Raw genomic sequence first — 23,884 nt, 5'->3', positions numbered from 1 at the left:
ATTCGGATTAAGTTTTGACGCCGTTAATACTTTCCTGAATAGCAGCTGTCTGGTTTCTGGAAACACGATGTGTTGATCTGACTTTCATAGGATTTTCACAAAAGTGCGTTTAACGTATGCACTGTCCTTGTACAGCAGGGTCAAAAGTTCGCAACGAAATCATGCAGATAACGCAGCCCGATGACTTTACCTTTTTGCGCAATGAGCTTTAATCCTCTGGGCGCGTGAACCTGCTGTGTCCTGTGACTGTTTCACGTGAAGCCCCGTTGTCTTGTGCCATTGAAACTGACTGGAACGAATACTTTGAAACCCTACCCTATCCAGTGTGTGTCGATCGTCATTCCGGTCTACAACGAAGAACAAAGTTTGCCTGAGTTGTTGCGTCGCACCGAAGCGGCCTGCGCGCAACTGACCCAACCGTATGAAATTGTTCTGGTGGATGACGGCAGCCGCGATGAGTCGGCGCAAATCCTCCAGGACGCCGCCGAACGCGAAGGCAGCCCGGTGGTGGCGGTCATTCTGAACCGTAACTACGGGCAGCACGCCGCAATCATGGCCGGTTTTGAACACTCCAAAGGTGATGTCGTCATCACGCTGGACGCCGACTTGCAAAACCCGCCGGAAGAAATCCCGCGGCTGGTGGCCCAGGCGGCCTTGGGCTATGACGTGGTTGGCACGGTGCGCAACAACCGCCAGGACTCGGCCTGGCGCCGCTGGCCGTCACGCTTGATCAACCTTGCGGTGCAGCGCTCAACCGGGGTTGCCATGAGCGACTACGGCTGCATGCTGCGCGCTTACCGGCGCACCATCGTCGACGCCATGCTCGCCTGCCGTGAGCGCAGTACGTTTATCCCGATTCTGGCCAACAGCTTTGCCCGCCACACCACCGAGGTGCTGGTCGAGCACGCTGAGCGCGAACACGGCGACTCTAAATACAGCCCCATGCGCCTGATCAACCTGATGTTCGATCTGGTGACCTGCATGACCACCACGCCTTTGCGTCTGCTGAGCATTATCGGCTTTAGCATGGCGCTGCTGGGTGGACTGTTCGCGATCATGTTGATCGTGCTGCGCTTGATCTTTGGCGCGACCTGGGCAGGCGACGGCACCTTCGTGCTGTTTGCGGTGCTGTTTGTGTTTACCGGTGGCCAATTTATTGGCATGGGGCTTCTGGGGGAATACCTGGGCCGCATGTACAGCGATGTGCGGGCACGGCCACGATTCTTTATCGAAAAAATCGTACGCGCCGAACCCGCCACCGCTTCAGTTTCAACTAACACAACTTCCCTCTCTTCTTCGACGCAGGTCCCATCATGAGTTTGAAAGCTGTTGTTTTCGCCTATCACGATATTGGTTGCACAGGCATCGAAGCCTTGCTCAATGCAGGCTATGACATCGCCGCGGTGTTTACCCATGCTGACGACCCCAAGGAAAACAATTTTTACGCATCGGTCGCTCAATTGTGCGCACGCAAAGGCATCCCGGTGCACGCCCCCGAAGACGCCAACCACCCCCTGTGGATCGAGCGCATTCGCAAGCTTAATGCGCAGTACATGTTCTCGTTCTACTACCGCCATCTGCTGGGTGAAGAGTTGCTGGCGAGTGTCAGCCACGGCGCCTTCAACCTGCATGGCTCATTGCTGCCGCGCTACCGAGGCCGCGCACCGGCCAACTGGGTGCTGGTCAATGGCGAAACGGAAACCGGCGTCACCTTGCACCGCATGGTCAAACGCGCCGATGCAGGCGACATTCTGGCCCAGCAACGCGTAAGCATCGAGCGTTCGGACACGGCGCTGAGCCTGCACGCCAAACTGCGTGATTCTGCCGCTAAATTGCTGGCCGAAGCACTGCCATTGCTGCCCGAAGGCAAGCTTAAAGAAACCCCGCAAGACGAATCCAAAGCCACTTACTTTGGTCGCCGCACTGCCGCTGACGGCCTGCTGCAATGGTCGCGCCCGGCTGAAGTACTGTTCAACCTGGTGCGCGCAGTCACCCAACCGTACCCCGGCGCCTTCTGCGCGGTGGGCGAACACCAATTGATTGTGTGGGCAAGTGAAGTGATGCCGGGCAACAACGGCATGGCACCGGGTCACGTGATCAGCTGCGATCCGTTGCGCATTGCCTGCGGTAAAGACTCGCTGATCATTAACGCCGGCCAACGCAACGCCGATGGCTTGTATTTGAGCGGCCCGCAATTGGCCCGTGAACTGGGTCTGGTCGATGGCTCGCGACTGCGTGGCAGCGAGTCCGGGCGCCCGGCGCGTCGTACCCGCGTACTGATCCTGGGGGTGAACGGGTTCATCGGTAACCATTTGTCTGAGCGTCTGCTGCAAGACGATCGCTACGAAGTGTATGGCCTGGACATCGGCTCTGATGCCATCGAGCGTCTGCGCAGCCACCCTAATTTCCACTTTGTGGAAGGCGATATCAGCATCCACACCGAGTGGATCGAGTACCACATTAAAAAATGCGACGTGGTGCTGCCACTGGTGGCCATCGCTACCCCGATCGAATACACCCGCAACCCGTTGCGGGTGTTCGAACTCGACTTTGAAGAAAACCTCAAGCTGGTGCGTTACTGCGTCAAGTACAACAAGCGCGTGATCTTCCCGTCCACGTCCGAAGTGTATGGTATGTGCCAGGACAAGAACTTCGACGAAGACACCTCCAATCTGGTGGTCGGCCCGATCAACAAGCAGCGCTGGATCTATTCGGTGTCCAAGCAATTGCTCGACCGGGTGATCTGGGCTTATGGCCAAAAAGGCTTCAAGTTCACGCTGTTCCGCCCGTTCAACTGGATGGGCCCGCGCCTTGACCGTCTGGACTCGGCACGGGTGGGCAGCTCGCGCGCCATTACCCAATTAATTTTGCACCTGGTGGAAGGCACGCCGATTCGTCTGGTGGATGGCGGTGAGCAAAAACGCTGCTTCACTGACGTGGCCGATGGCATCGAGGCGCTGGCGCGGATCATCGAAAACCGTGATGGCAAGTGTGACGGTCAGATCATCAACATCGGCAACCCGGAAAACGAAGCCAGCATTCGTCAATTGGGTGAAGAGTTGCTGCGTCAGTTTGAAGCGCACCCGTTGCGTGATAACTTCCCGCCCTTTGCCGGTTTCCGTGACGTGGAAAGCCAGTCGTTTTACGGTACCGGTTACCAAGACGTCAGCCATCGCAAGCCGAGCATTGAAAACGCCCGTCGCTTGATTGACTGGACGCCCACCATCGAACTGAGCGAAACCATTGGTAAAACGCTGGACTTCTTCTTGCGTGAGGCCATGGTAGAAATCGCGGAAAAACGCTAATGCAGGCAGGCCTACGCATCGACGTCGACACGTATCGCGGAACCCGTGAGGGGGTTCCGCAACTGCTCGAACTGCTGGATGAAGCTCAGATCAAAGCCACGTTTTTTTTCAGCGTGGGGCCGGACAACATGGGCCGCCATTTATGGCGGCTGATCAAGCCTCAGTTCTTCTGGAAAATGATGCGTTCCAAGGCCGCCAGTTTGTATGGCTGGGATATTTTGCTGGCCGGCACCGCCTGGCCCGGCAAACCGATCGGCAAGGATCTGGGGCACTTGATGCGCCAGACCCTGGCCGCAGGCCATGAGGTGGGCTTGCACGCGTGGGATCACCACGGCTGGCAAGCCAACACCGGGCGCTGGAGCGAGGCACAGTTGATCGAGCAAATACGCCTGGGTGTCGACACGTTGAGCGACATCACCGGGCAGGCTGTCGAGTGCTCGGCTGCCGCCGGGTGGCGTGCCGATGAACGTGTGGTTGAGGCCAAGCAAAGGTTTGGTTTTCGTTACAACAGTGATTGCCGCGGGCACAGTCTATTTCGGCCAAGGTTGGCCGACGGCAGCCTGGGCGCGCCGCAAATCCCTGTCGATTTACCCACATTCGATGAAGTGGTCGGGCCGCACGTAAGTGCCGCCGACTTCAATTCATACATTCTTGATCGCTTCAGCCCGCAACGGCTGAACGCGTACACCATCCACGCAGAAGTAGAAGGGATTCTTATGGCAAACGACTTCCGGCAACTGCTGGCGCAAGCCCGCGCCCGCGATATCCAGTTTCAGCCGTTGCGCAACATGCTGCCTGCTGATCTCGAGAGCGTGCCCGCCGGGCAATTGAGCCGTGGCGTACTGCAAGGCCGTGAAGGTTGGTTGGGAGTGCAGCAGCCATGACCCTCAATCGTTGGGCAATACCCCTGCTGATTCTGGGTTTCGTGCTGTTTTACCTGGTGCCGCTCGGCACGCACTGGTTATGGATTCCTGATGAATCGCGTTACGCCCAAATCGGCCAGCAAATACTGGTCGATGGTAATTGGGTCACGCCGCATTTCATGGATTTGCGCTACTTCGAGAAGCCGATTGCCGGTTACTGGATGATCGCCATTGGCCAGGCGATTTTTGGCGAAAACCTGTTTGGTGTGCGCATTGCGTCTGCCGTCGCCACCGGCCTGAGTGTGTGGCTGGCGTACGCCGTGGCGCGCCGCTTGTGGAACGACCCGCGCAAGAGCTTCGCCTGCGCGTTGGTGTACATGACCTTTGGTTTGATTGCCGGGCAAGCCGGCTACTCCAACCTCGATCCGCAGTTCACCTGGTGGGTCAACCTGAGCCTGGCAGCCTTGTGGTTTGCCATTGGCAGCAGCACCCGGCGTGAGCGGGCGATCAGTTGGGCGGTGCTGGGGTTTGCCTGCGGCATGGGCTTTATGACCAAAGGCTTTCTGGCTTTTCTGTTACCGGTGTTGATCGCCCTGCCCTACATGATCTGGCAGAAACGCTTTGTAGAAATGGTCAAATACGGCCTGCTCGCAATGTTGGTCGCTGCATTGGTGTCGCTGCCCTGGGTGTTGGCGGTGCATGCGCAGGAACCCGATTACTGGCGCTTTTTCTTCTGGCATGAACACATTCGCCGCTTCGCCGGTGAAGACGCTCAGCATGGGCGCCCGTGGTGGTTTTACCTGCCGTTGATGGTGGTTGCCAGCCTGCCGTGGGCTGCGTTGCTGCCCGTCACGTTCAAAGATGCCTGGCGCAACAAGCATCAGGCCAAGGTGGTGTTTGTACTGCTGTGGATGCTGTTGCCGCTGGCCTTGTTCAGCCTGAGCAAAGGCAAGCTGCCGACCTACATCATGCCGTGCCTGCTGCCGCTGGCCCTGTTGCTGGGCCCTGCATTGATCCAGCGTGTTGAGCAGGCCAAAACCGGTGCGCTGCGGTTCAATGCGCTGGTCAACCTGTTGCTGGCCAGTGTCGCCTTGCTGGCCCTGATCTACTTCCAGATCAAAAAACCGTTTTACGACAACGAACCGCAGCATGTGGCGTTGCTGGTCATTGTGTTACTGACCTGGATCGGTGCAGGGGCCTTGCAACTGTGGCGACCGCTTAAGCTGTGGGCCGCCCCGGCCCTGAGCATGGGTGTACTGGTGCTGTTGCTGCCGGCCAGCATGCCCAGCAGCGTGGTGCACAACAAAATGCCCGACCAGTTTGTGCTGGAGCATCTTGCAGAGCTGTCACAGGCCAAAACCCTGCTCAGCAATGATTTGGGCGCGGCATCAGCGTTGGCCTGGCGCCTGCGTCGCCCGGATGTGACGTTGTACAACACCCAGGGCGAAGTGAAATACGGCCTGACGTACGACGACGCCAAAGGTAAAAGCATCGGTTTGGCCGAAATCGGCCCTTGGCTGAGTGCCGCACGTCAAAAAGGTCCGGTGGGCGTCGTGATGCGGGTCAAAAACAGCGACGAGAGCCATGAAATGGACAGGTTGCCCAAGGATGCGCAGCGGTATGACGAAGGCAACATGGTGATTCTGATTTTCCCGCAGATCACCCCATGACCCTGGCGCTCTTGCTCATGGCGTGTGTGCTGACGTGTGCGGGGCAAGTCGCGCAAAAGTACGCGGTCGAAAGCTGGCGCGACGTTGACCTTGGGGTGGCGCACAAGCTGCGCTCCCCCTGGTTGTGGCTGGCCTTGCTGTGCCTGGGGCTGGGGCTGCTGGTGTGGTTGCTGGTGTTGCAGCGGCTGGAAGTCGGCATTGCCTACCCGATGCTCAGCCTCAATTTTGTGCTGATCACACTGGTCGCCCGTTACCTGTTTAAAGAAACCATCGACCTGCGGCACTGGTGTGGCGTGGGGCTGGTAATTGCCGGCGTGGTTTTGCTGGGGCAACACGCATGAGCCTGCGCCGTGGCTTGACCTTTGCCAGTGCCAGCGTCTTGCTGGTGAGCGGGGCGCAACTGGGTATGCGCTGGAGCATGACGCGCTTGCCCGAACCTGCCCAATGGCTGAGCGCAATCAAACAGGGGGATGTTTCGTTCAGCGCCCTGGCCGTGGTGACGGGCGCGATCATGGCCTACGCCCTGTCGATGCTTTGCTGGTTGCTGGCCCTGCGGGATTTGCCCTTGGGCCGCGCCTATTCGTTGCTCAGTGTCAGTTATGCATTGGTGTACCTGTTGGCCGCCAGCTTGCCGGTATTCCATGAAAGCTTCACGTTGTCCAAAACCCTGGGCGTGGCGCTGGTGATAGGTGGCGTACTGACCATCAATTCGCGCCGCACACCCCACCGCGCACGGTGAGCATGGCCGCGTGCTGCGGCTCAGGCTTAAGAAACTGACGGCGCCGCGACTGATGACCAGGGCGGCGTTTTTTTATGCTTTTTATTGAGTCAAGGAACGGTGCATGCCTGCTTACTCGTCCAACATCGCCTTACAGGTCCAACACCGTCACTCCTTGATCTTGGGCGCCCTGGCGTTGTTGCTGTTCATCCTGGGTGAGCACAACCAGGCGGCGATCGGCTTCGACTCACGCTTTGTATTATTCGCCAACGAGATGCTGCGTCACGGCCCCGGTTTCTTCCCCACCACTTATGGCCAGCCCTACCCGGACTACAGCGCCACCTCGACCTTGTTCATCTGGTTACTGTCCACACCTTTTGGCCAAGTCACCAGCCTCAGCGCGTGGCTGCCGACGGCCATTGCCAGCGCGACCACAGTGACCCTCACCTATCGACTGGTGGTGCCCCATTCCCGCCAATGGGCGCTAATGAGTGTTGCCCTGCTCCTGCTGAGCATGACGTTCATCACCGAAACACGTGCCGTGTCACTGGACCAAATGATCGCGGCGGTGAGCCTGGGGGCCTTCTACCTGGCCTACGCCCACGACCATTTGGCGGCCCCGCGGCGCCATGCCGGGTTACTGGCCTTGTTGGTCGTGGGCTTTGCCATTCGTGGCCCTATCGGTTTAGTCATCCCTGCGGGCGTGCTCTGCAGCTACTACCTGGTCAGCGGCCAAGGGCGCCGGATGTTCAGCCTCGGGTTGCAGGCCCTGGCGCTGCTGCTGGCGTGCATCGGCCTGCTGCTGACACTGGCCTGGCTCAGCGGCGGGCAAACCTTCGTCCACGAAGTGATCCGCATGCAAGTCACCGGGCGTATGGACGGCACAGAAGGCGCCAGCAGCGTGTTGTATTACTTCACCCGCTCCATGGGTAACTATGCGTTGGCCTATCCACTGGCGGCCTTGGTCCTGGCGGCGCTGCTGGTGACTGGCCGCCATCCATCGGGCGCAGCGCTGCAACTGGTCAAATACTGCGTCGCGGCGGGTTTGGTGGTGATGATCGGTCTGTCGATTCCCCAAGCCAAAAAAGCACGCTACGTGCTGGCGATGTTGCCCTTTGCAGCAATCATTGCGGCCTACCCTTTCCAGGCCATGCACGGCCGGGTGTTTGCGCTGTTGCGCGGGTTGATACAGGGGCTTTTTTTACTGTTGCCGGGGTTATTGATCGTCGGTCTGGTGATTGCGCGCAAACGTTTCGACGAGCAAGTGCCCTCACTGGAGGGGGTCTTCTTTGTGTTGGGCGGGTTGCAACTGCTGGCCGTCGGGGCGCTGTTCAGGGCGCAATGGCGCGTAACTGGCCTGGCGGGCTGTGCCGTTTTCGCAGTGTGGGGGACGTACATCATGGTGTATGAACCGCTTGAGCGCAGCGTGTACGACACCCGCGAATTCACGCATCAGGCGCTGCGCCTGATCAACCGCACTCCCGCACCGCTGGTGCTGCATGGCATGGGCAAGGATGCCAAAGCCATCAAGTTCATGGTCAATGTGAACCAGGACATGTCGGCGCTGTTCACGCAAACGGCCGCCGAGCTGGGCACGATCAACGGACCCGCGTGGGTGGTCATGGACCGTAAGGATTACCAGCGCCTGCAAGGAACCGTGTTGGGTAATACCGCGCCGGTATTAAGCGCTCGTTTTGACAAAAATGATTACGTGCTGCTGAAAAAACCATGAGCGCAGAGGCTGCGCACAGCCTGTCGAGTTTCATGTTGCAGAGCGGATTATTCTCCAGCGTGCTGGTAAGGTGTGCGCCGACTTTTCGTGGCCCACCCTCTCATCGGCAGGCTGCGGTATTTGCGTTTTTTGATGTGAGACACCTGAACCATGCCCGAGCCGATCCCGCTTAAAGATCACGACACCGAGAAACGGCTGGTCAATAAAAGACTGATCGCCTGCGCGGCGCTGGTGCTGGCGATCAGTTGCGCGCTGGTGGCCAGGATGTACTTCTTGCAAGTCACCGAATTTGACTACAACTCCACCGTGTCCGAAAACAACCGCGTGCACGTGTTGCCGATCCCGCCCGAACGCGGCTTTATCTATGACCGCAATGGCGTGCTGCTGGCCGATAACCAGCCCAGCTTCAACATGACCCTGACCCGCGAACGCGCGGGCGACAGCGCCAAAGTGCTGGATTCGGTCATCAGCATCCTGCATTTGCCCGAAGAAGACCGCGCCGTGTTTGCCAAGGCGATGAAACAGGCCCGCCACCCGTTCGACCCCTCGACCCTGCTCTACGAACTGACGGAGGAGCAGATCGCCCTGTTGGCCGTCAATCAGTACCGTCTACCGGGCATTGACGTTGAGGCGCAGTTCGTTCGCCACTACCCCCAGGGTGATCACTTCGCACATTCGGTCGGTTATGTGGGCCGCATCAACGAGAAAGAAGCCAAACAGCTGAACCCCGCCGAGTACCGGGGCACGCAATCGATAGGTAAAACCGGTATCGAGCGTTTTTACGAGCACGCGTTGCACGGCACTGTCGGCTTTGAAGAAGTTGAAACCAACGCCCAGGGCCGCGTCATGCGGGTGCTGCGCCACACCGATGCGGTGCCGGGCAAAAACATCGTGCTCAGCCTCGACATCAAATTGCAGGAAGCGGCCGAAGACGCGTTGGGCGACCGGCGCGGCTCGATCATCGCCCTGGACCCGAAAACCGGCGAAGTGCTGGCGATGGTCAGCAAACCCAGCTTCGACCCCAACCTGTTCGTGACCGGCATCAGCGCCAAGGATTACTCGGGGCTGCGCGACTCCATCGACAAACCGCTGTTCAACCGCGCGTTGCGTGGCCTGTATGCGCCCGGCTCGACAATCAAGCCCGAAGTGGCGATTGCCGGACTCGACAGCGGCGTGATTTCAGCCTCGACCCGGGTGTTCGACCCCGGTTACTTCCAGTTGCCGAACGTGGAGCACAAATACCGTAACTGGAACCACAGCGGGGATGGCTGGGTCGATTTGAATGCGGCGATCATGCGTTCAAATGACACCTACTTCTACGACCTGGCCTCCAAGCTGGGGATTGATCGCATGCACGATTACCTGTCGATGTTTGGCCTGGGGCAAAAAGTCTCGCTGGACATGTTCGAGGAATCTTCGGGGTTGATGCCCTCGCGTGAATGGAAGCGCAGCACACGACGCCAAGCCTGGTTCCCTGGCGAAACGGTGATTTTGGGCATTGGCCAGGGTTACATGCAGGTCACGCCATTGCAGTTGGCGCAGGCCACGGCGCTGATTGCCAACAAAGGCGTGTGGAACCGCCCGCACCTGGCGCGCACCATCGATGGCGCGCCGCCGGTGGATGAACACCCGATGGCCAATATCGTGCTGCACGATCCCAAGGAGTGGGAGCAGGTCAACCATGCCATGCAATTGGTGATGCACGATGCGCGAGGCATTGCACGGGCGTCAGCCACCGGCGCGCAATACCGCATTGCGGGCAAGAGTGGTACGGCGCAAGTGGTGGCGATCAAACAGGGCGAGCGTTACAACCGGTTGAAGACGGCCGAGCGTAATCGCGACAACGCGCTGTTTGTCGGCTTTGCACCGGCTGAAGACCCGCAGATCGTGATCTCGGTGATGATTGAAAACGGCGAAGCCGGTGGGCGTGTAGCAGGACCGGTGGTGCGCAAAGTGATGGATGCCTGGTTGCTCGACAATCAGGGCGCTCTGAAACCGCAATACGCCAGCCCGCAGCTCAAGCATGGCAATGCGCATGTGTGAATGAAGACCGCCACCCTCCCCCCAACCCTCTCGCGCAGGGTGGGGGTTGGGGGAGGGGCTTTGATCTCAGTACCGCGCATCCACCGGTTTACCCCCATTCGGCCAATCCTTGACCTTGTCCGGGAAGTCCGGCCGTGGCTGGTGCGAGAAATACGCCGCCACGTCCACCGCCTCCTGATCCGACAAGCCGCCCTGCCCCAGCGGGAACTGTTCATGGAACCCAATCGGCATGTTGCGTTTGACGAACGCCGCAGCGGTGTAGGTACGCGCCATCCCGGCACCGATGTTGAACGACTCGTCACCCCACAACGGCGGAAAAATAAAACCGCCGTCCGCGTGTATCAAACCTTGCCCGTTGTCACCGTGGCACACCGCGCATTGCTTGACGTACACCGCTTTGCCGTTGCCCATGTCCGGCTTGATGCCCGGATCCACCTTGCCCACTCCTCGGCCCGCCACTTTGTCGCCGGGCGCTGTGTTCATTTTCATCCAGTCGAAATACGCAACCATGGCCTGCATATCAGGCGATGTCACCGCCAACGGCTTGCCATCCATAGATCGACGAAAACAGCCATTAATGCGTTCTTCGAGCGTGATTTGTTTACCCGCACGCGGCGCATAGCCGGGGAAGAACGCTGACACGCCAACGAAGGGTGAGCCATCGGCCACCGTGCCGGCGTTCAAATGGCAACTGGTGCAATTGAGCGCATTGCCTACGTTATCGGGCAGCAAGGCTTTGGTTTGCAGGTGCAGGCGCATGCCGCGCACCACTTGATCAGCATTGGAGGCTGTTAGCAGGTTGGCCAGCCGCGGGGTGACAAATGCACGGGTGTCGTGGGTATCCGGGTTCAATTGCTTGCGCATGTGGGCCACTTGCGCGGGCTTGATGGCGGGCGCGTCATTGCCCCAACTGCTGCGCACAAAGCTCAGAATCTCGGCGATTTCATCGTCTGCCAGCCGCGCGAACCCGGGCATGGTCCAGACCCGTGGATGGGCCGCCGTTTCAGCCGTTTTCCAACCGGTGAGGGTGATGTGCAGGAGCGTCGCGGGGTTGGACGCCAGAATGCCGGGGTTGCCATTGAGCGGTGGGAACATGCCTTTTACCCCGCCACCGTCCGGGCGATGGCAGTCGGCACAAAACTGCGTATAACCCAGCCCGCCACGGGTGGTGAACAGCGTGTCCGGCGCTGTGGCGGGCGCGATGGCCACTGACGGCATGGGCAGATCGTCCTTGCCCGGCGGCAGCGATTTCAAGTAGCTGGCAATTGCCGTCAGGTCCGCGTCGGTGAAGTGTTGCGTGCTGTGGTGGATCACGTCCGCCATGTTGCCCGAGACCGTGGCAAAACGATTTTGCCCGGTCTTGAGCAGTTGCACGGTGTCTTCGACGGTCCACAGGTTGCGCAGGCTCAAGGCGCGCCAGTCTTCGACGGTTTCCCCCGCGAGGTAATGTTTGCCGCGGCTGCCAGCGTCGCTCAGGGCTTTTTCCTGGAACGCGAGGCCGCGTGGCGTATGGCACGAACCACAGTGCCCCAGCCCTTGCACCAGATAGGCACCGCGGTTAATCACCTCACTTTTGGACGGGTCCGGGGTGAACGGCTGCGCATCCACAAACATCCAGTTCCACAGCGACAGGCCCCAGCGCTGATTGAACGGGAAGCTCATGTCGGCGTGCAGGTTGGCCTGTTTGACCGCGGTTACGTCTTGCAAGAGATACGCGTACAACGCACGCATGTCGTCTTCGCTCATTTTCGCGTACGACGGATAAGGCATGGCCGGGTACAGGTTTTCACCCGCAGGCGTTATGCCTTCGCGCATCACCGTGTCGAACTGTTCAAAACTGTAGCGGCCAATCCCGGTCTCGGGATCCGGGGTGATGTTGCTGGAGTAGATCGTGCCCATGGGCGTTTTCAGCTCCAGGCCACCGGCCATCACGGCCCCACCTTTGGCGGTGTGGCAGGCAATGCAGTCGCCGAGCTGGGCCACGTATTGGCCGCGTTGTATCAGGTCGGTGTCTGCGTTGTTGACGCTGGGCGCTGCCGCTGTCGGCTCGCTGGCAGGGGTTTGACAGGCGTAAAGAAGCGTCAGGCCGACCGTGGCTAGACGCGCACACTTGAAAATCATGGCGATATTCCTTTAAGGCACCGGCCTGGGGTGGTCCCCTCGGCACGGGCCGTGCTCGTTTTTTGTTATGAACTCCTCACCCAGCATTTGTAACCGGTTCTGATGCGGCTACGGTTGACCCGGATCATGCAGGCGGCGATCGATGGGCACGCGGCACGCTCTAAGCTAGTTTCAAAACGGTATTTTCCCCTTTGATTTAAAGCACTTAGATTCAGCCCACCGGACCGCCGGACTCACCTTATAAACACCTCAGTTCAAGGTTGCGCCCATGTCCCTGCGTCCACTTACAACGCCCATCAGGCGGACTGGACCGCCGATTCGCCCAACGTGCAGAAGATCGCCGCCCTGACCGGTGCCAATGCACACGACATCCCCGAGTTGTTGCAAGGTGCACACTTCCCTTCCACCCAAGAGCAAAAATCCGCCCGACTGCTGGGCGCTGGCACGGCCAAAGACCTTGCGCAAACTGCCGCTTTCCTCAAGGACCAAGGCAAAATCGAGAGCGTGTCAGCGGATTACTCGGGCTTTGTCAGCGACCAGTATTTGCCGGACTAAACAGCCTCGCGTCATTGATAGCAATTGCACAGCATCGCCAAGGGTGGGATATTCGCGAATGTTAAACGTTCTCAATCAGTGCCTTATGCGAACCTCCCCTCATCTGCTGCTTGTCGAAGACGATTTTCGGTTGCGCCATGACCTTGAACGTCACTTATTGCAACGCGGCTTTGCCGTGACCGCCTGTGTCGATGGCACCCAGGGCTTGAATGCCCTGCAAAGCCAACCCTTTGACCTGGTGCTGCTGGACATTATGTTGCCCGGCCTTGACGGCCTGAGCCTGCTCGAAACCTTGCGCACGCATCAAAACGTGCCCGTGATGCTGATGTCGGCGCTGGGCAACGAGCAGGACCGCATCAGCGGCTTTACCCGCGGCGCGGATGATTACTTGCCCAAACCTTTCAGCCTCGCCGAACTGGATGCGCGCACCGACGCCCTGCTGCGGCGCATGGCCATGCAGGCCCAACGCACTGTGCAAAAACTCGACAGTGCGCTGACCTACGATGACGAGGCGCAGGACGTGCTCCACGCGGGCCGCTGCGCCGGGCTCACCGGCTCGGAATTTCGCCTGCTGATGACCTTGCGCGAACATGGCGGCCAGGCCTTGAGCAAAGCTTTTTTGTATCAGCAGGTACTGCACCGTATTTACACGCGGCTGGATCGGGGGCTGGATGTGCATGTGTGTAACCTGCGGCGCAAGCTCGCCGCTGTCGGCGTGCAACATCTGCAAATTCAATCGGTGCGCAGTCAGGGCTACATCTTGATCGAGTCGCAACCCGCCTGATGCGCCGTCATCCGTTGTTGTGGAAACTGGCGTTGCTGCAAATCAGCTTTTGCCTGCTACTGACCTGGTTCATCTGGATCTGGGGGCTGTCGGCCGAGCGCAGCACCTATTTTCTGTCTGCCCAGGAGCGCGACTATCTGCGCGATTACGCGCAACAGGCCCAGGACATCTGGCGCGAGCAAGGCACCGACGGGCTGGAGCGCTTCACCGAGCGATTGTCTGCCCGCGAACAAACCTGGGTCGCGGTGCTTGGCCCACGACTTGAAAGCCTGAGCAAGACGCCTGTTACCCCCGCGCATTACCAACAGTTGACGTTCATGCGCAAGCTCGACTGGCCCATGAGCCGCCGCCTGATGGATGAACTGCCCTACGTCAGCATTCCGTTCCCGGACCACCCGCAACAGGGCCAATTGGTGATTCAGCTACCCGAGCGCTTGCTGCCCAACGGCCTGACCGCCTGGACCCATGTTTTCAGCCACGGCGTGATGCCGACCCTGCTGGCGGCGTTACTCGGCGTGTTGCTCTACCGCCAACTGGTGGTGCCGCTCAACCGCCTGCGTGATCGCGCCGACGCGTTGCGCGCTGACGACCTCGACAGCCAGGCGCCACTGGACCTGATGCATCGTCGCGACGAACTGGGCGAATTGGCACACGCCTTCGAACACATGGCCCGCCGCTTGCGCAACAGCCTCAATCAGCAACGTTTGCTGTTGCGTACCCTGTCTCACGAACTGCGAACGCCGTTGGCGCGCCTGCGCATCGCCCACGACAGTCAGTTACCGAACGCGCAACTGCGCCAACGCCTGGACCGTGAAATCGATGACATGCAGCATTTGCTCGAAGACACCCTCAACCTCGCGTGGATGGACACTGAACGCCCGCAACTGAGCCGCGAGCCGGTGCTGGTGCTGTCGGTCTGGGAAGCGCTGCGTGAAGACGCCGGCTTCGAAAGCCAATGGCCCGTTGACCGCATGCCTTGCCTGTTGGGCACCGACTGTTGCGTCAACGCCAACCTCGACAGCCTGGCCCAGGCACTGGAAAACCTGCTGCGCAATGCCATCCGCCATTCGCCGCTGCAAGGCAAAGTGACCCTGAGCGGGTGGCGCGAAGGCGATGCGTGGCATCTGTGCCTGAAGGACGAGGGACCCGGTGTGCCCCCTGATGAGCTGGACACGCTGTTTGTGCCCTATCAGCGGCTGTCCGGATGCGTGGGCGAAGGCTTCGGCCTGGGGCTGGCGATTGCCCAGCGGGCCATTGAACTGCAACAAGGCCGGTTGTGGGCCACCAATGAGCGGCCGGGGCTGTGCATGCACCTGCTATTACCGGCAGCGCAGGCTGAGGGTGGCTGAGGACGGCGTTGTTGCTTAAAACGCCAGCATGGCGGCGCAACATTGGGGGGCGAGCTGTACGCGCTTCGCACGCGGCACAAGTGTTTAGAAAGTTAATGCGCTTTACTCTCAATTAGCAGTCATTATCATTCGTGATCTTCTTGTATCAGGCCGTCCCGGAGATCACCGATGTCGTTACGTGTGTTGCGCCCAATCGCCCCTTTTGTGTTGTCCGGTTGCTGGTTGTTGAGCAGTGCTGTTCACGCCGCCCTCGCAGACGAAGACACTGCGCCACCCGCGCTGCAACTGGGTAACACCAACGTGATCGCCACGGCGCAGGAAGAAACCAAACAGGCCCCCGGCGTGTCGATCATTACCGCCCAAGACATCAAAAAGCGCCCTGCGGCCAATGACCTTTCGCAGATCATCCGCACCATGCCCGGCGTCAATCTCACCGGCAACTCCACCAGTGGGCAACGCGGCAATAACCGCCAGATCGACATCCGTGGCATGGGCCCGGAAAACACCCTGATTCTGGTGGACGGCAAACCGGTCAACAGCCGCAACTCGGTGCGTTACGGCTGGCGCGGTGAACGCGACAGCCGTGGCGATACCAACTGGGTGCCGGCCGATCAGGTTGAGCAGATCCAAGTGTTGCGCGGCCCCGCCGCCGCCCGTTATGGCAACGGTGCCGCCGGTGGTGTGGTCAATATCATCACCAAGCAGGCAGGCGCCGAGACCCACGGCGACGTGACCGTGTACACCTCGTTCCCACAGCACAAGGACGAAGGCGCAACGCAGCGCATGAACTTCGGCCTCAATGGCCCCCTGACCGAGAACCTCAGCTACCGCGTGTACGGCAACATCGCCAAGACCGATCCCGATGACTGGGACATCAACGCCGGTCACCAATCGGCGCGCAGCGCCAATCAGGCCGGCACCCTGCCCGCAGGCCGCGAAGGGGTACGCAACAAAGACGTCAATGGCCTACTGAGCTGGCGCATGACCCCGGACCAGACGCTGGACTTCGAAGCGGGTTTCAGCCGCCAAGGCAACCTCTACACCGGCGATACGCAAAACACCAACAGCAACGCCAACGTGAAAAAAATGCTCGGCCACGAAACCAATCGCACCTACCGCCAGACCTACGCCCTGACCCATCGCGGCGAATGGGAGGTGGGCAATAGCATGGCCTTTATCCAGTATGAAAAGACCCGCAACGCTCGCCTCAACGAAGGGCTGGCCGGCGGCACCGAAGGGATTTTCAGCGACACCAACTTCTACACCGCCGTGCTGCGTGACCTGACGGCCCACGGCGAAATCAACTTGCCGCTGCACGCCGGGCTGGATCAAACCCTGACCCTGGGCACCGAGTGGACTGAGCAAAAACTCGATGACCCGAGTGCCAACACCCAAACCACCCGCGAAGGTGGCACCGTCGGTGGCCTGAGCAGCAGCAACCGCAGCACCGCATCGTCGGCGCGGATCTTCTCGCTGTTTGCCGAAGACAACATCGAGCTGTTACCCGGCACCATGCTCACACCGGGGCTGCGCCTGGATCACCACAACGTGGTCGGGAACAACTGGAGCCCCTCGCTGAACCTGTCCCACGCGCTGACCGACACCTTGACCCTCAAAGCCGGTATCGCCCGTGCCTACAAAGCACCGAACCTGTACCAGCTCAACCCCGACTACTTGCTGTACAGCCGTGGCCAGGGTTGCTATGGCCAGAGCACCAGTTGCTACCTGCAAGGCAATGCCGACCTTAAGGCCGAAACCAGCGTCAACAAGGAACTGGGCATCGAATACAAGGACAACGGCGTGGTCGCGGGCCTGACGTATTTTCGCAACGACTACAAAAACAAGATCGAATCGGGCCTGAGTCCGATTGGTCAGGCCAGTGGCGGTAAAGGCGAATATGCCAATGCAGCGATCTACCAGTGGGAAAACGTCCCCAAAGCGCTGGTCGAAGGGCTGGAAGGCACGCTGACCCTGCCGCTGGCCGAGCAACTGAAATGGACCAACAACTTCACCTACATGCTGCAATCTAAAAACAAACAGACGGGCGACTACCTGTCCGTGACCCCGCGCTACACGGTGAATTCGATGCTGGACTGGCAAGCCACGCAAGACCTGTCGCTGCAAATGAGCGCGACCTGGTACGGCAAGCAAACACCGAAAAAATACGACTACCACGGTGATCGCGTCACGGGCACCGCCAACAACCCGCTCGCGCCCTACGCCATTGCCGGTGTGAGTGGCACTTATGCGATCACCCGCCACCTGAGCGTGACCGCAGGCGTGGATAACCTGTTCGACAAGCGCCTGTACCGCGAAGGCAACGCCCAAGGCGTGAACAACATCGCAGGTGCCGGTGCCGCTACATACAACGAACCGGGGCGCACGCTCTACACCAGCCTGACTGCATCGTTCTAAACCTGACGAGATCGCCTGATGAGACACCTCTCGCTCCCTCTGGCGTTGCTGCTTGCCCTGGCACTGCCAGGGTTCGCGGCGCAGGCCCGGCCTGCGCTGGACGCCCCAATGGACACCCGGTTGCTGCAACGCAAGGACCTGGATTACCGCTTCAGCCGGTTACTGATTGACTCGGCGGATGGCCAGCGCCATTACCAACTGTGGATCGGGCGCCCGGCCACTGCCGCCCCCAAAACCGGCTTCCCGGTGCTGTGGATGCTCGATGGCAACGCGGCCGTCGGTGCACTGGATGCTGAGTTGCTCAGTCGCCTGGCCCACGGTCAGGCTCCGCTGCTGGTAGCGGTGGGGTATGACACGCCGCTGCGCATTGAGCGCACGGCCCGCACATACGACTACACGCCTGCGCGCGCCGGTTTGAAGGCGCAGAGCGATCCCCTCACCGGTCTTCCCAGCGGCGGCGCCGATACGTTCCTTGACTTGCTGCGTGATCGCTTGCGCCCCGCCGTAGCGGCCAAAGCGCCCATCAACCTCGAACAACAAACCCTGTGGGGCCACTCGTACGGCGGTTTGCTGGTGCTGCACGCACTGCTGACCCGCCCCGGCGAGTTCGCTCACTATGCTGCCGCCAGCCCGTCATTGTGGTGGGGCGACGGTATCGCAGCCCAACAGGTCGCAGACTTGAAAACCCGCAGGGCGGGTCACACAACCGGGGTGTTGTTGATGCGCGGCACCGATGAACCCGGCAACCCGAGAGCGCCAACCAGCGGCCCCCCCGATCAACGGATGCAGCAACTGGTCACGGATTTACAAGGTATCGAGGGGCTGAACGTGCAGTTCCACCCGTTCAAAGGCATGAGTCACGGCCAAACCCTGCCCGCTTCGCTGCGCTACGTGCTGCACACGCTGTACATCGACTAATCGGGCCTGGCTTGACCGAGATCACAGGCCTCTTCGCGCATCCCGTTAGACTCCGCCCTCCCTGAAACCCCAAGGAGGGCCGGTTTTCAGTCTTAGGCACAACGGATTGATGATGGGAGTACCCCCGTGAAGAACTGGCACTGGCTGGTTGGTATTTTGTTGATAACGGCACTGACACTGCTGCTGGAAATCCCCGCTGACACGTGGCTGACCTCCGCCACACTGAGTCTGATCCTCGGCGCCACGGCGCTGGCGTATATGGCCGTGTCTTGCCTGCTGGCCAGCCGTTGGCGCGTGGTGGAAAACCTGTTCGGCGGCCTCGACCGTGTCTACGACACCCACAAATGGCTGGGCATCTGGGCGCTGGTGTTTGCCTCGTACCATTTGGTGTTCAAAGCCAACCTGGAGGTGTGGAACAGCGTGCCCATTGTGGAGCTGTCCAAATACTGGACGCGCATGGTGCGTCAGTTGAGCTACGTCGCGCTGGGCATGATTGTGCTGCTCGCCTTGAACCGCAATATCCCCTACAGCGTATGGCGCTGGTGGCACAAACTGTCCGGCCCGCTGTTTTTGATCGTGATCCTGCACGGTCTGAGCTTCAAATCCCCCATCACCCTGCTCAGCCCTGCGGGCATTTGGCTGGGCGTGCTCTGCGTACTGGGCGTATTAGCGGCGCTGTACAAGCTGCTGCTGTACCCGTTCGTGGCGCGTGCCGGTGAATACCGCGTGATCAACGTGCGCAGCGACAAAGGCGCCGTGCACTTGACCCTGGCCCCCATCGATAAAGGCTTTGCCTTCAAGGCCGGTCAGTTCGCGTTTCTGTCGTTCAAGGACAAAGGCCTGCGCGAGCCTCACCCCTTCACCATCGCCTGCGCCCACCGTGAAAACGGCCACCTTGAGTTCGTGATCCGGGCCTTGGGGGACTACACCCAAGCCTTACGCGAGCAGGTCAAAATCGGCATGATTGCCGACCTCTACGCGCCTTACGGGCGCTTCAAACGCCCGGCCAAAGCGGCAAAGGAAATCTGGATTGGCGCAGGCGTCGGCATCTCGCCCTTTATCGCCTGGTTGCAAGACCCGCACGGCGAGCGTTTCGACGCCGCCACCCTGATCTATTGCTTCAACCCTGCCCGCGCCTTCCCGCCTGCCGAACAACTGCAACAGGTGGCCGAACAACGAGGCGTGGCATTCGTGGCCAATAGCGGGGGCACCGAGCAACTGGCCGCGCACCTGCGCCAGGCCCTTAACCACACTTCACCGGCAACGGTGCATGTCAGCTTCTGCGGTCCAAAAGGCTTGTTGCTGCGGGTTCGCGAACTGATGCGCGAGTGCGGCGTGCCCGAGAAGAATCTGCATGTGGAGTTGTTTGAGTTTCGCTGAGGGTAAAGGTGTACAGGCGCTGCTCAGGCAGCGCCTTTTTTATGGGCAGCAGATGCCATTTGATGCTAAAAGGCTGCGCTGCATAGCTGCCAGAGCGATTTTGAGTGTTCGAGTTCACCAGTTACATCGGGCTGTTCCTCGCCGCATTTGGCGCGGCGTCCCTGTTGCCGATGCAGTCCGAAGCGGTGCTGGTGGGCATGCTGGTGTCGGCCCACTACAGCGTGGTGGTGCTGTTGATCGTCGCCACACTCGGCAATGTGCTGGGGTCGGTGTTCAACTGGCTACTGGGGCGCTCGGTCGAGCGCTTTCGTCACAAGCGCTGGTTTCCCGTGAGCCAAACAAAGCTTGAAAAAGCGCAGCAGTTTTATCTGCGCTATGGCCGCTGGTCGTTGCTGCTCAGTTGGGTGCCGATCATTGGCGATCCTCTGACCCTGATCGCCGGGGTGATGCGCGAGCCGCTTTGGCGGTTTTTGCTGATTGTGACGCTGGCCAAAGCGGCTCGGTATGCAGTGTTAACCGCCCTTACGCTGGGCTGGATTAACGCTTAGGGCGCTGGCGCGCGCAGGGTGATGTGAGTGATTTCTGCCGCACGACCCAGCCGAATCGGAAAGCCGTTCCACAACCCGGTGCCGTTGCTCACGTAAAGCTGCATGCCTTGCACATCGTAAAGTCCCGAGACAAACCCCTGATTGGCCCATTGCGCCAATAGATGCGGCCCCAGGATTTGGCCGCCGTGGGTGTGCCCCGACAGTTGCAGACCGACGCCTTGCCTGGCATTGGCCAGGGCGCCAATGGGGCGGTGACTGAGCAGGATGACCGGGGCATCCTGCGGAGCATCGCGCAGGGCTGCGGCTACGTCCGGCAACGGTAACCTCGTGGTCGCCGCCGCTTTGTCGGTGATACCCGCCAGTACCAATTGCCGACCGTTATGGGTCACCAGCACGTGGTCATTGAGCAACATGTGCAGGCCCAACTGTTCGAACGCGGGCAACCAGTGTACGTAGTCAACGTAGTATTCGTGGTTACCGGGGATGGCAAACACGCCATACCGGGCGCTGAGCTGCTGCAAGGGTTGCACATCGGCTGCACGGGCTTGCGGGGTACCGTCCACCAGGTCGCCGGTGATCACAATCAGATCCGGTTGCAGGGCATTGGTTTTTTCGACCACCGCCTGCATCCACGGCGCTTGCAGCAGTCGGCTGGCGTGCAGGTCGGTCAGTTGCACCAGCCGCAAGCCGTCCATTTGCGGCGGCAAATGCGGCACCGTGACTTCAATGTTTTTTACATCCGGCACGCGTATCGCTTGCCACACGCCCAATAACGACAAGCCGACGCTGATGATGCCCAGAGCGGCATTCAGGCGCCGATTGCGCAGCAGTTCACGACCGTTTTGAGGTGAGACAAAATACGTCAGCAAGCCGATCACATCGCGCACTAACAGCAGCAGTGCCAGCACGATCAGACTGCCAAACGCCCAGCCCAGCGCAATCAACACCTCACCGGGTAGTTCGGGCGACGCCATGCTGCCAAACACATTGCGGGTGATCAGGTGATGCTCGGCCACCAGCAACAGCAACGCGCTGAGCACCCACTTGCAGGGCAGGCTGACACGCAATGGCCAGATGAAGCGCACCATTACATACAGCGCGATGAATGCAGTAACCACATGAAACATGCTTATTTCCTGTCCAGACCTGAGGTGTACGGCGCAGAGAGTGACAAGCCGGTGATGTCATTGCAACCGTTCGCCCGTCTCATTGTGAATACCGCGCAGGCATTGGCTGAGGGGCAGGCTTCACACAATTTTCACACCTGGCTGTTATGCTACGCGCCTCTTTGGGGAGTAGCAGGTCGCCATTTACGTGGCGGCGCTCTGGTCAACATTCTCGGCAACCAGCCGTGGCCAGGGCATCCGTCAGGATTTGCGAGACCAACGTCATACCTGTGCTGAAGTCGGGCGCGCAGTGTCATGTCGTTGTCTTGCGCCCGACTGGACCATAGCCGTGAACCCAATTGCCTTGATTTTTCTCGCCTTTGCCATGTCGACGGACGCTTTTGCTGCGGCCATTGGCAAAGGTTCCAGCCTGCATAAACCGCGTTTCAGCCAAGCCCTGCGCACCGGATTGATTTTTGGTGTGATCGAAGCCATCACCCCCGTGATTGGCTGGGCCATCGGCCAGGCCGCCAGCAGTTATGTCACCCAATGGGATCACTGGATCGCCTTCACCCTGCTGCTGGGGTTGGGGCTGTACATGATGTACAACGGGGTTAAACCCGACGACCAACAAAGCGAAGAAAAGCCCGCGCAGCACTCGTTCTGGGTTCTGGTGCTCACAGCCATTGCCACCAGCATCGATGCGCTCGCCGTGGGCGTCGGCCTGGCGTTTGTGGAGGTGAACATTTGGGTCGCGGCGGCAGCCATCGGCCTGGCGACCATGACTATGGTCGTGATCGGCACCTTGCTCGGCCGTGCGCTGGGCAGTTGGGTCGGCAAGCGCGCCGAAATCATCGGCGGCGTGGTGTTGATGTTGGTGGGCGCGACCATCCTGTATGAACATTTGAGCGCGGTGTAAGCCACGTGAAGCCTCTGCCGCCATCGCGGCAGGGGCTTCGACACTCAGTCTTGCGGCGTGCTGTGTGCGGCAGAACGGCTGATCCGGTACATGCTCACGCAATAAATCGCCAAGGCCACACCCGCCAGTCCGCCGCCGGTTACGCCAATGTAGGCGTAACCCGCGTTTGCGCCGACCCAACTGCCCAGCAGTGCCCCGCCCCCGATACCAATGTTGTAGATGCCGGAGAACATGGCCATCGCCACGTCCGTGGCATCAGGTGCCAGCATCAGCACCCGCGATTGCAACGCCAACCCGAAGCACATGATAGCCATGCCCCAGAACAGGCTTAACGTGGCCAGATACGACTCTTTACCACTGAGCGGCAACAGCAACGCCAGGCACACGGCCAGCACTGACACGGCAACCACCAGAAAGCGTTGCGGGCTATGGCGATGCAACACGCTGAACAACAGCGAACCAATGATCCCGGCGCCGCCAAACAGCAGCAAAATGATCGTCACCACATTGCCACTCATCCCCGCCACGGTCTGAATGAACGGTTCGATGTAGCTGTAAGCGGTGAACTGCGCGGTGACCACCATCGCGGTCAGCACGTAAACGGCCACCAGCGCCGGACGCTTGAACAGCACCGGCAAGCTTCTGAGCGAGCCCGAGTTTTGGCTCGGCAACAGCGGCAACGTTCGCGCCAGCCAAAACACCAACACCACGGCAAAACCGGCAATCACCAAAAATGTGGTGCGCCAGCCCATCGCCTCGCCCAGCAGTCGGCCCAGCGGAATCCCCAAGACCATTGCCAGTGAGGTGCCGGTCGCCAATAAGCCCAGTGCTTGCACCTGTTTGCCTTCTGGCGCCAGACGCACCGCCAACGACGCGGTGATGGACCAGAACAGTGCATGGGACAACGCGACACCAATTCGGCTGAGCATCAGGATGCCGAAGTTGGACGCCACACTGGACAGCACATGGCTGGCGATAAACATGCCAAAGAGGATCAACAGCAACTTGCGCCGCTCCACGTTGCGCGTCAGCAACATGATCGGCAGCGAGGTCAGCGACACGACCCACGCATAAATCGTGAGCATCAGCCCGACACTGGCGGTGGTCATATCAAAACTGGCACCTATCGCACTCAGCAGGCCCACGGGCACAAATTCGGTGGTATTGAACACAAACGCGGCCAGCGCCAGCGCGATGACCGGTTGCCAATTGGCATTGGATGAAACGTTGGGAGTGCTCATTTAAAGGGTGTACTACTCGCTATCGATGATCTAACAGGCCCATGACTCGACCTCCCCGGCACATGCTTTTTGCATTCACAACACGTGCCATGCGCAGCGGGTCAGCCGCCTGAGCCACACAGTGCGGCATTCTATAGGCATCTGCCCCAAACGTTAGTGCACATCGATTGAGCGCGCGAGACATTTTGTCGCACGGGTGCCTGTGCCCCGCGTCAAC

General features: G+C 59.9%; 19 protein-coding genes and 1 riboswitch. Of the genes, 16 read left to right on the top strand and 3 right to left on the bottom strand.

Annotated features, from left to right (window positions below; all coding sequences use genetic code 11):
- Positions 1–303: 303 nt before the first annotated feature.
- The 8 genes from arnC to mrdA all read left to right on the top strand — a co-directional run bounded on the left by arnC (position 304) and on the right by mrdA (position 10,331).
- A complete protein-coding gene (gene arnC / locus GYN01_RS20580) occupies positions 304–1,317 on the top strand; it encodes an undecaprenyl-phosphate 4-deoxy-4-formamido-L-arabinose transferase (RefSeq protein ID WP_203307701.1) in 1,014 nt (337 codons plus the stop codon).
- Entirely contained in the window at positions 1,314–3,305 is a 1,992-nt protein-coding gene (gene arnA, locus GYN01_RS20575) for a bifunctional UDP-4-amino-4-deoxy-L-arabinose formyltransferase/UDP-glucuronic acid oxidase ArnA (protein WP_203307700.1), read from the top strand. Before arnC ends, arnA begins: the two co-directional genes overlap by 4 nt.
- The gene (gene arnD / locus GYN01_RS20570) at positions 3,305–4,189 is read left to right on the top strand and encodes a 4-deoxy-4-formamido-L-arabinose-phosphoundecaprenol deformylase (protein WP_203307699.1); all 885 of its coding nucleotides are present in this window, start codon (positions 3,305–3,307) and stop codon (positions 4,187–4,189) included. Before arnA ends, arnD begins: the two co-directional genes overlap by 1 nt.
- Positions 4,186–5,838, top strand: a complete 1,653-nt coding sequence (arnT, locus tag GYN01_RS20565; RefSeq protein ID WP_203307698.1) for a lipid IV(A) 4-amino-4-deoxy-L-arabinosyltransferase — start codon at positions 4,186–4,188, stop codon at positions 5,836–5,838. Before arnD ends, arnT begins: the two co-directional genes overlap by 4 nt.
- Positions 5,835–6,179: a 4-amino-4-deoxy-L-arabinose-phosphoundecaprenol flippase subunit ArnE gene (arnE, locus tag GYN01_RS20560; protein WP_048365844.1), complete on the top strand. Its 345-nt coding sequence runs from the start codon at positions 5,835–5,837 to the stop codon at positions 6,177–6,179. The genes arnT and arnE overlap by 4 nt, the downstream gene beginning before the upstream one ends.
- A complete protein-coding gene (gene arnF, locus GYN01_RS20555) occupies positions 6,176–6,577 on the top strand; it encodes a 4-amino-4-deoxy-L-arabinose-phosphoundecaprenol flippase subunit ArnF (protein WP_048365845.1) in 402 nt (133 codons plus the stop codon). The genes arnE and arnF overlap by 4 nt, the downstream gene beginning before the upstream one ends.
- A 103-nt stretch (positions 6,578–6,680) precedes the next feature.
- A complete protein-coding gene (locus GYN01_RS20550; RefSeq protein WP_203307697.1) occupies positions 6,681–8,288 on the top strand; it encodes an ArnT family glycosyltransferase in 1,608 nt (535 codons plus the stop codon).
- Positions 8,289–8,438: 150 nt separating this feature from the next.
- Positions 8,439–10,331, top strand: a complete 1,893-nt coding sequence (mrdA, locus tag GYN01_RS20545; protein WP_203307696.1) for a penicillin-binding protein 2 — start codon at positions 8,439–8,441, stop codon at positions 10,329–10,331.
- A 66-nt stretch (positions 10,332–10,397) separates the two neighbouring features.
- On the opposite strand, the gene GYN01_RS20540 is transcribed toward mrdA, so the two are convergent.
- Positions 10,398–12,452 carry a c-type cytochrome gene (locus GYN01_RS20540; protein WP_203307695.1) on the bottom strand — a complete coding sequence of 685 codons (2,055 nt, stop codon included), beginning with the start codon at positions 12,450–12,452 and terminating at the stop codon, positions 10,398–10,400.
- Positions 12,453–12,779: 327 nt separating this feature from the next.
- Here GYN01_RS20540 and GYN01_RS20535 point away from each other — a divergent pair, with 327 nt between their 5' ends.
- From GYN01_RS20535 to GYN01_RS20505, 7 genes are all read left to right on the top strand, one after another.
- Complete coding sequence (locus GYN01_RS20535) at positions 12,780–13,007, top strand: hypothetical protein (protein WP_238936362.1); 228 nt, start codon at positions 12,780–12,782, stop codon at positions 13,005–13,007.
- A gap of 85 nt (positions 13,008–13,092) precedes the next feature.
- Positions 13,093–13,791, top strand: coding sequence for a response regulator transcription factor (locus GYN01_RS20530; protein ID WP_203307694.1), 699 nt, complete (start codon positions 13,093–13,095; stop codon positions 13,789–13,791).
- Positions 13,791–15,140, top strand: coding sequence for a HAMP domain-containing sensor histidine kinase (locus tag GYN01_RS20525; protein ID WP_203307693.1), 1,350 nt, complete (start codon positions 13,791–13,793; stop codon positions 15,138–15,140). The genes GYN01_RS20530 and GYN01_RS20525 overlap by 1 nt, the downstream gene beginning before the upstream one ends.
- 168 nt (positions 15,141–15,308) lie before the next feature.
- On the top strand, positions 15,309–17,555 hold the full coding sequence (locus GYN01_RS20520; protein ID WP_203307692.1) for a TonB-dependent siderophore receptor: 2,247 nt from the start codon (positions 15,309–15,311) through the stop codon (positions 17,553–17,555).
- Between the two features lie 18 nt (positions 17,556–17,573).
- Positions 17,574–18,473 (top strand): alpha/beta hydrolase, encoded by a 900-nt coding sequence (locus GYN01_RS20515; protein WP_048365853.1) that lies wholly within the window; start codon positions 17,574–17,576, stop codon positions 18,471–18,473.
- A 126-nt stretch (positions 18,474–18,599) separates the two neighbouring features.
- Positions 18,600–19,853, top strand: a complete 1,254-nt coding sequence (locus GYN01_RS20510) for a ferredoxin reductase family protein (RefSeq protein ID WP_048402486.1) — start codon at positions 18,600–18,602, stop codon at positions 19,851–19,853.
- A gap of 104 nt (positions 19,854–19,957) precedes the next feature.
- On the top strand, positions 19,958–20,401 hold the full coding sequence (locus GYN01_RS20505; RefSeq protein WP_048365855.1) for a YqaA family protein: 444 nt from the start codon (positions 19,958–19,960) through the stop codon (positions 20,399–20,401).
- Here the strand turns inward: GYN01_RS20505 and GYN01_RS20500 are convergent.
- The gene (locus GYN01_RS20500; protein WP_203307691.1) at positions 20,398–21,528 is read right to left on the bottom strand and encodes a metallophosphoesterase; all 1,131 of its coding nucleotides are present in this window, start codon (positions 21,526–21,528) and stop codon (positions 20,398–20,400) included. The genes GYN01_RS20505 and GYN01_RS20500 overlap by 4 nt on opposite strands.
- Positions 21,529–21,679: 151 nt before the next feature.
- Positions 21,680–21,849, top strand: a riboswitch (yybP-ykoY riboswitch).
- Between the two features lie 7 nt (positions 21,850–21,856).
- Here GYN01_RS20500 and mntP point away from each other — a divergent pair.
- Positions 21,857–22,426, top strand: coding sequence for a manganese efflux pump MntP (gene mntP / locus GYN01_RS20495; protein ID WP_203307690.1), 570 nt, complete (start codon positions 21,857–21,859; stop codon positions 22,424–22,426).
- Positions 22,427–22,470: 44 nt separating this feature from the next.
- Here the strand turns inward: mntP and GYN01_RS20490 are convergent, their stop codons facing one another.
- A complete protein-coding gene (locus GYN01_RS20490; RefSeq protein WP_048402489.1) occupies positions 22,471–23,667 on the bottom strand; it encodes a sugar transporter in 1,197 nt (398 codons plus the stop codon).
- Positions 23,668–23,884 lie beyond the last annotated feature (217 nt).

It is taken from the genome of Pseudomonas weihenstephanensis (assembly GCF_016812185.1).
Taxonomy (GTDB): domain Bacteria; phylum Pseudomonadota; class Gammaproteobacteria; order Pseudomonadales; family Pseudomonadaceae; genus Aquipseudomonas; species Aquipseudomonas weihenstephanensis.
This window is presented reverse-complemented; position numbering and strand designations above follow the sequence as displayed.

What these genes read in the sequence shown, in the direction of transcription:
- mrdA (WP_203307696.1), top strand. Translation starts at nt 8,439, where the DNA reads ATGCCCGAGCCGATCCCGCTTAAAGATCACGACACCGAGAAACGGCTG.
- arnD (WP_203307699.1), top strand. Translation starts at nt 3,305, where the DNA reads ATGCAGGCAGGCCTACGCATCGACGTCGACACGTATCGCGGAACCCGT.
- GYN01_RS20515 (WP_048365853.1), top strand. Translation starts at nt 17,574, where the DNA reads ATGAGACACCTCTCGCTCCCTCTGGCGTTGCTGCTTGCCCTGGCACTG.
- arnA (WP_203307700.1), top strand. Translation starts at nt 1,314, where the DNA reads ATGAGTTTGAAAGCTGTTGTTTTCGCCTATCACGATATTGGTTGCACA.
- GYN01_RS20530 (WP_203307694.1), top strand. Translation starts at nt 13,093, where the DNA reads ATGCGAACCTCCCCTCATCTGCTGCTTGTCGAAGACGATTTTCGGTTG.
- GYN01_RS20490 (WP_048402489.1), bottom strand. Translation starts at nt 23,667, where the DNA reads ATGAGCACTCCCAACGTTTCATCCAATGCCAATTGGCAACCGGTCATC.
- GYN01_RS20500 (WP_203307691.1), bottom strand. Translation starts at nt 21,528, where the DNA reads ATGTTTCATGTGGTTACTGCATTCATCGCGCTGTATGTAATGGTGCGC.
- arnF (WP_048365845.1), top strand. Translation starts at nt 6,176, where the DNA reads ATGAGCCTGCGCCGTGGCTTGACCTTTGCCAGTGCCAGCGTCTTGCTG.
- GYN01_RS20525 (WP_203307693.1), top strand. Translation starts at nt 13,791, where the DNA reads ATGCGCCGTCATCCGTTGTTGTGGAAACTGGCGTTGCTGCAAATCAGC.
- arnT (WP_203307698.1), top strand. Translation starts at nt 4,186, where the DNA reads ATGACCCTCAATCGTTGGGCAATACCCCTGCTGATTCTGGGTTTCGTG.
- GYN01_RS20550 (WP_203307697.1), top strand. Translation starts at nt 6,681, where the DNA reads ATGCCTGCTTACTCGTCCAACATCGCCTTACAGGTCCAACACCGTCAC.
- GYN01_RS20540 (WP_203307695.1), bottom strand. Translation starts at nt 12,452, where the DNA reads ATGATTTTCAAGTGTGCGCGTCTAGCCACGGTCGGCCTGACGCTTCTT.
- GYN01_RS20520 (WP_203307692.1), top strand. Translation starts at nt 15,309, where the DNA reads ATGTCGTTACGTGTGTTGCGCCCAATCGCCCCTTTTGTGTTGTCCGGT.
- arnE (WP_048365844.1), top strand. Translation starts at nt 5,835, where the DNA reads ATGACCCTGGCGCTCTTGCTCATGGCGTGTGTGCTGACGTGTGCGGGG.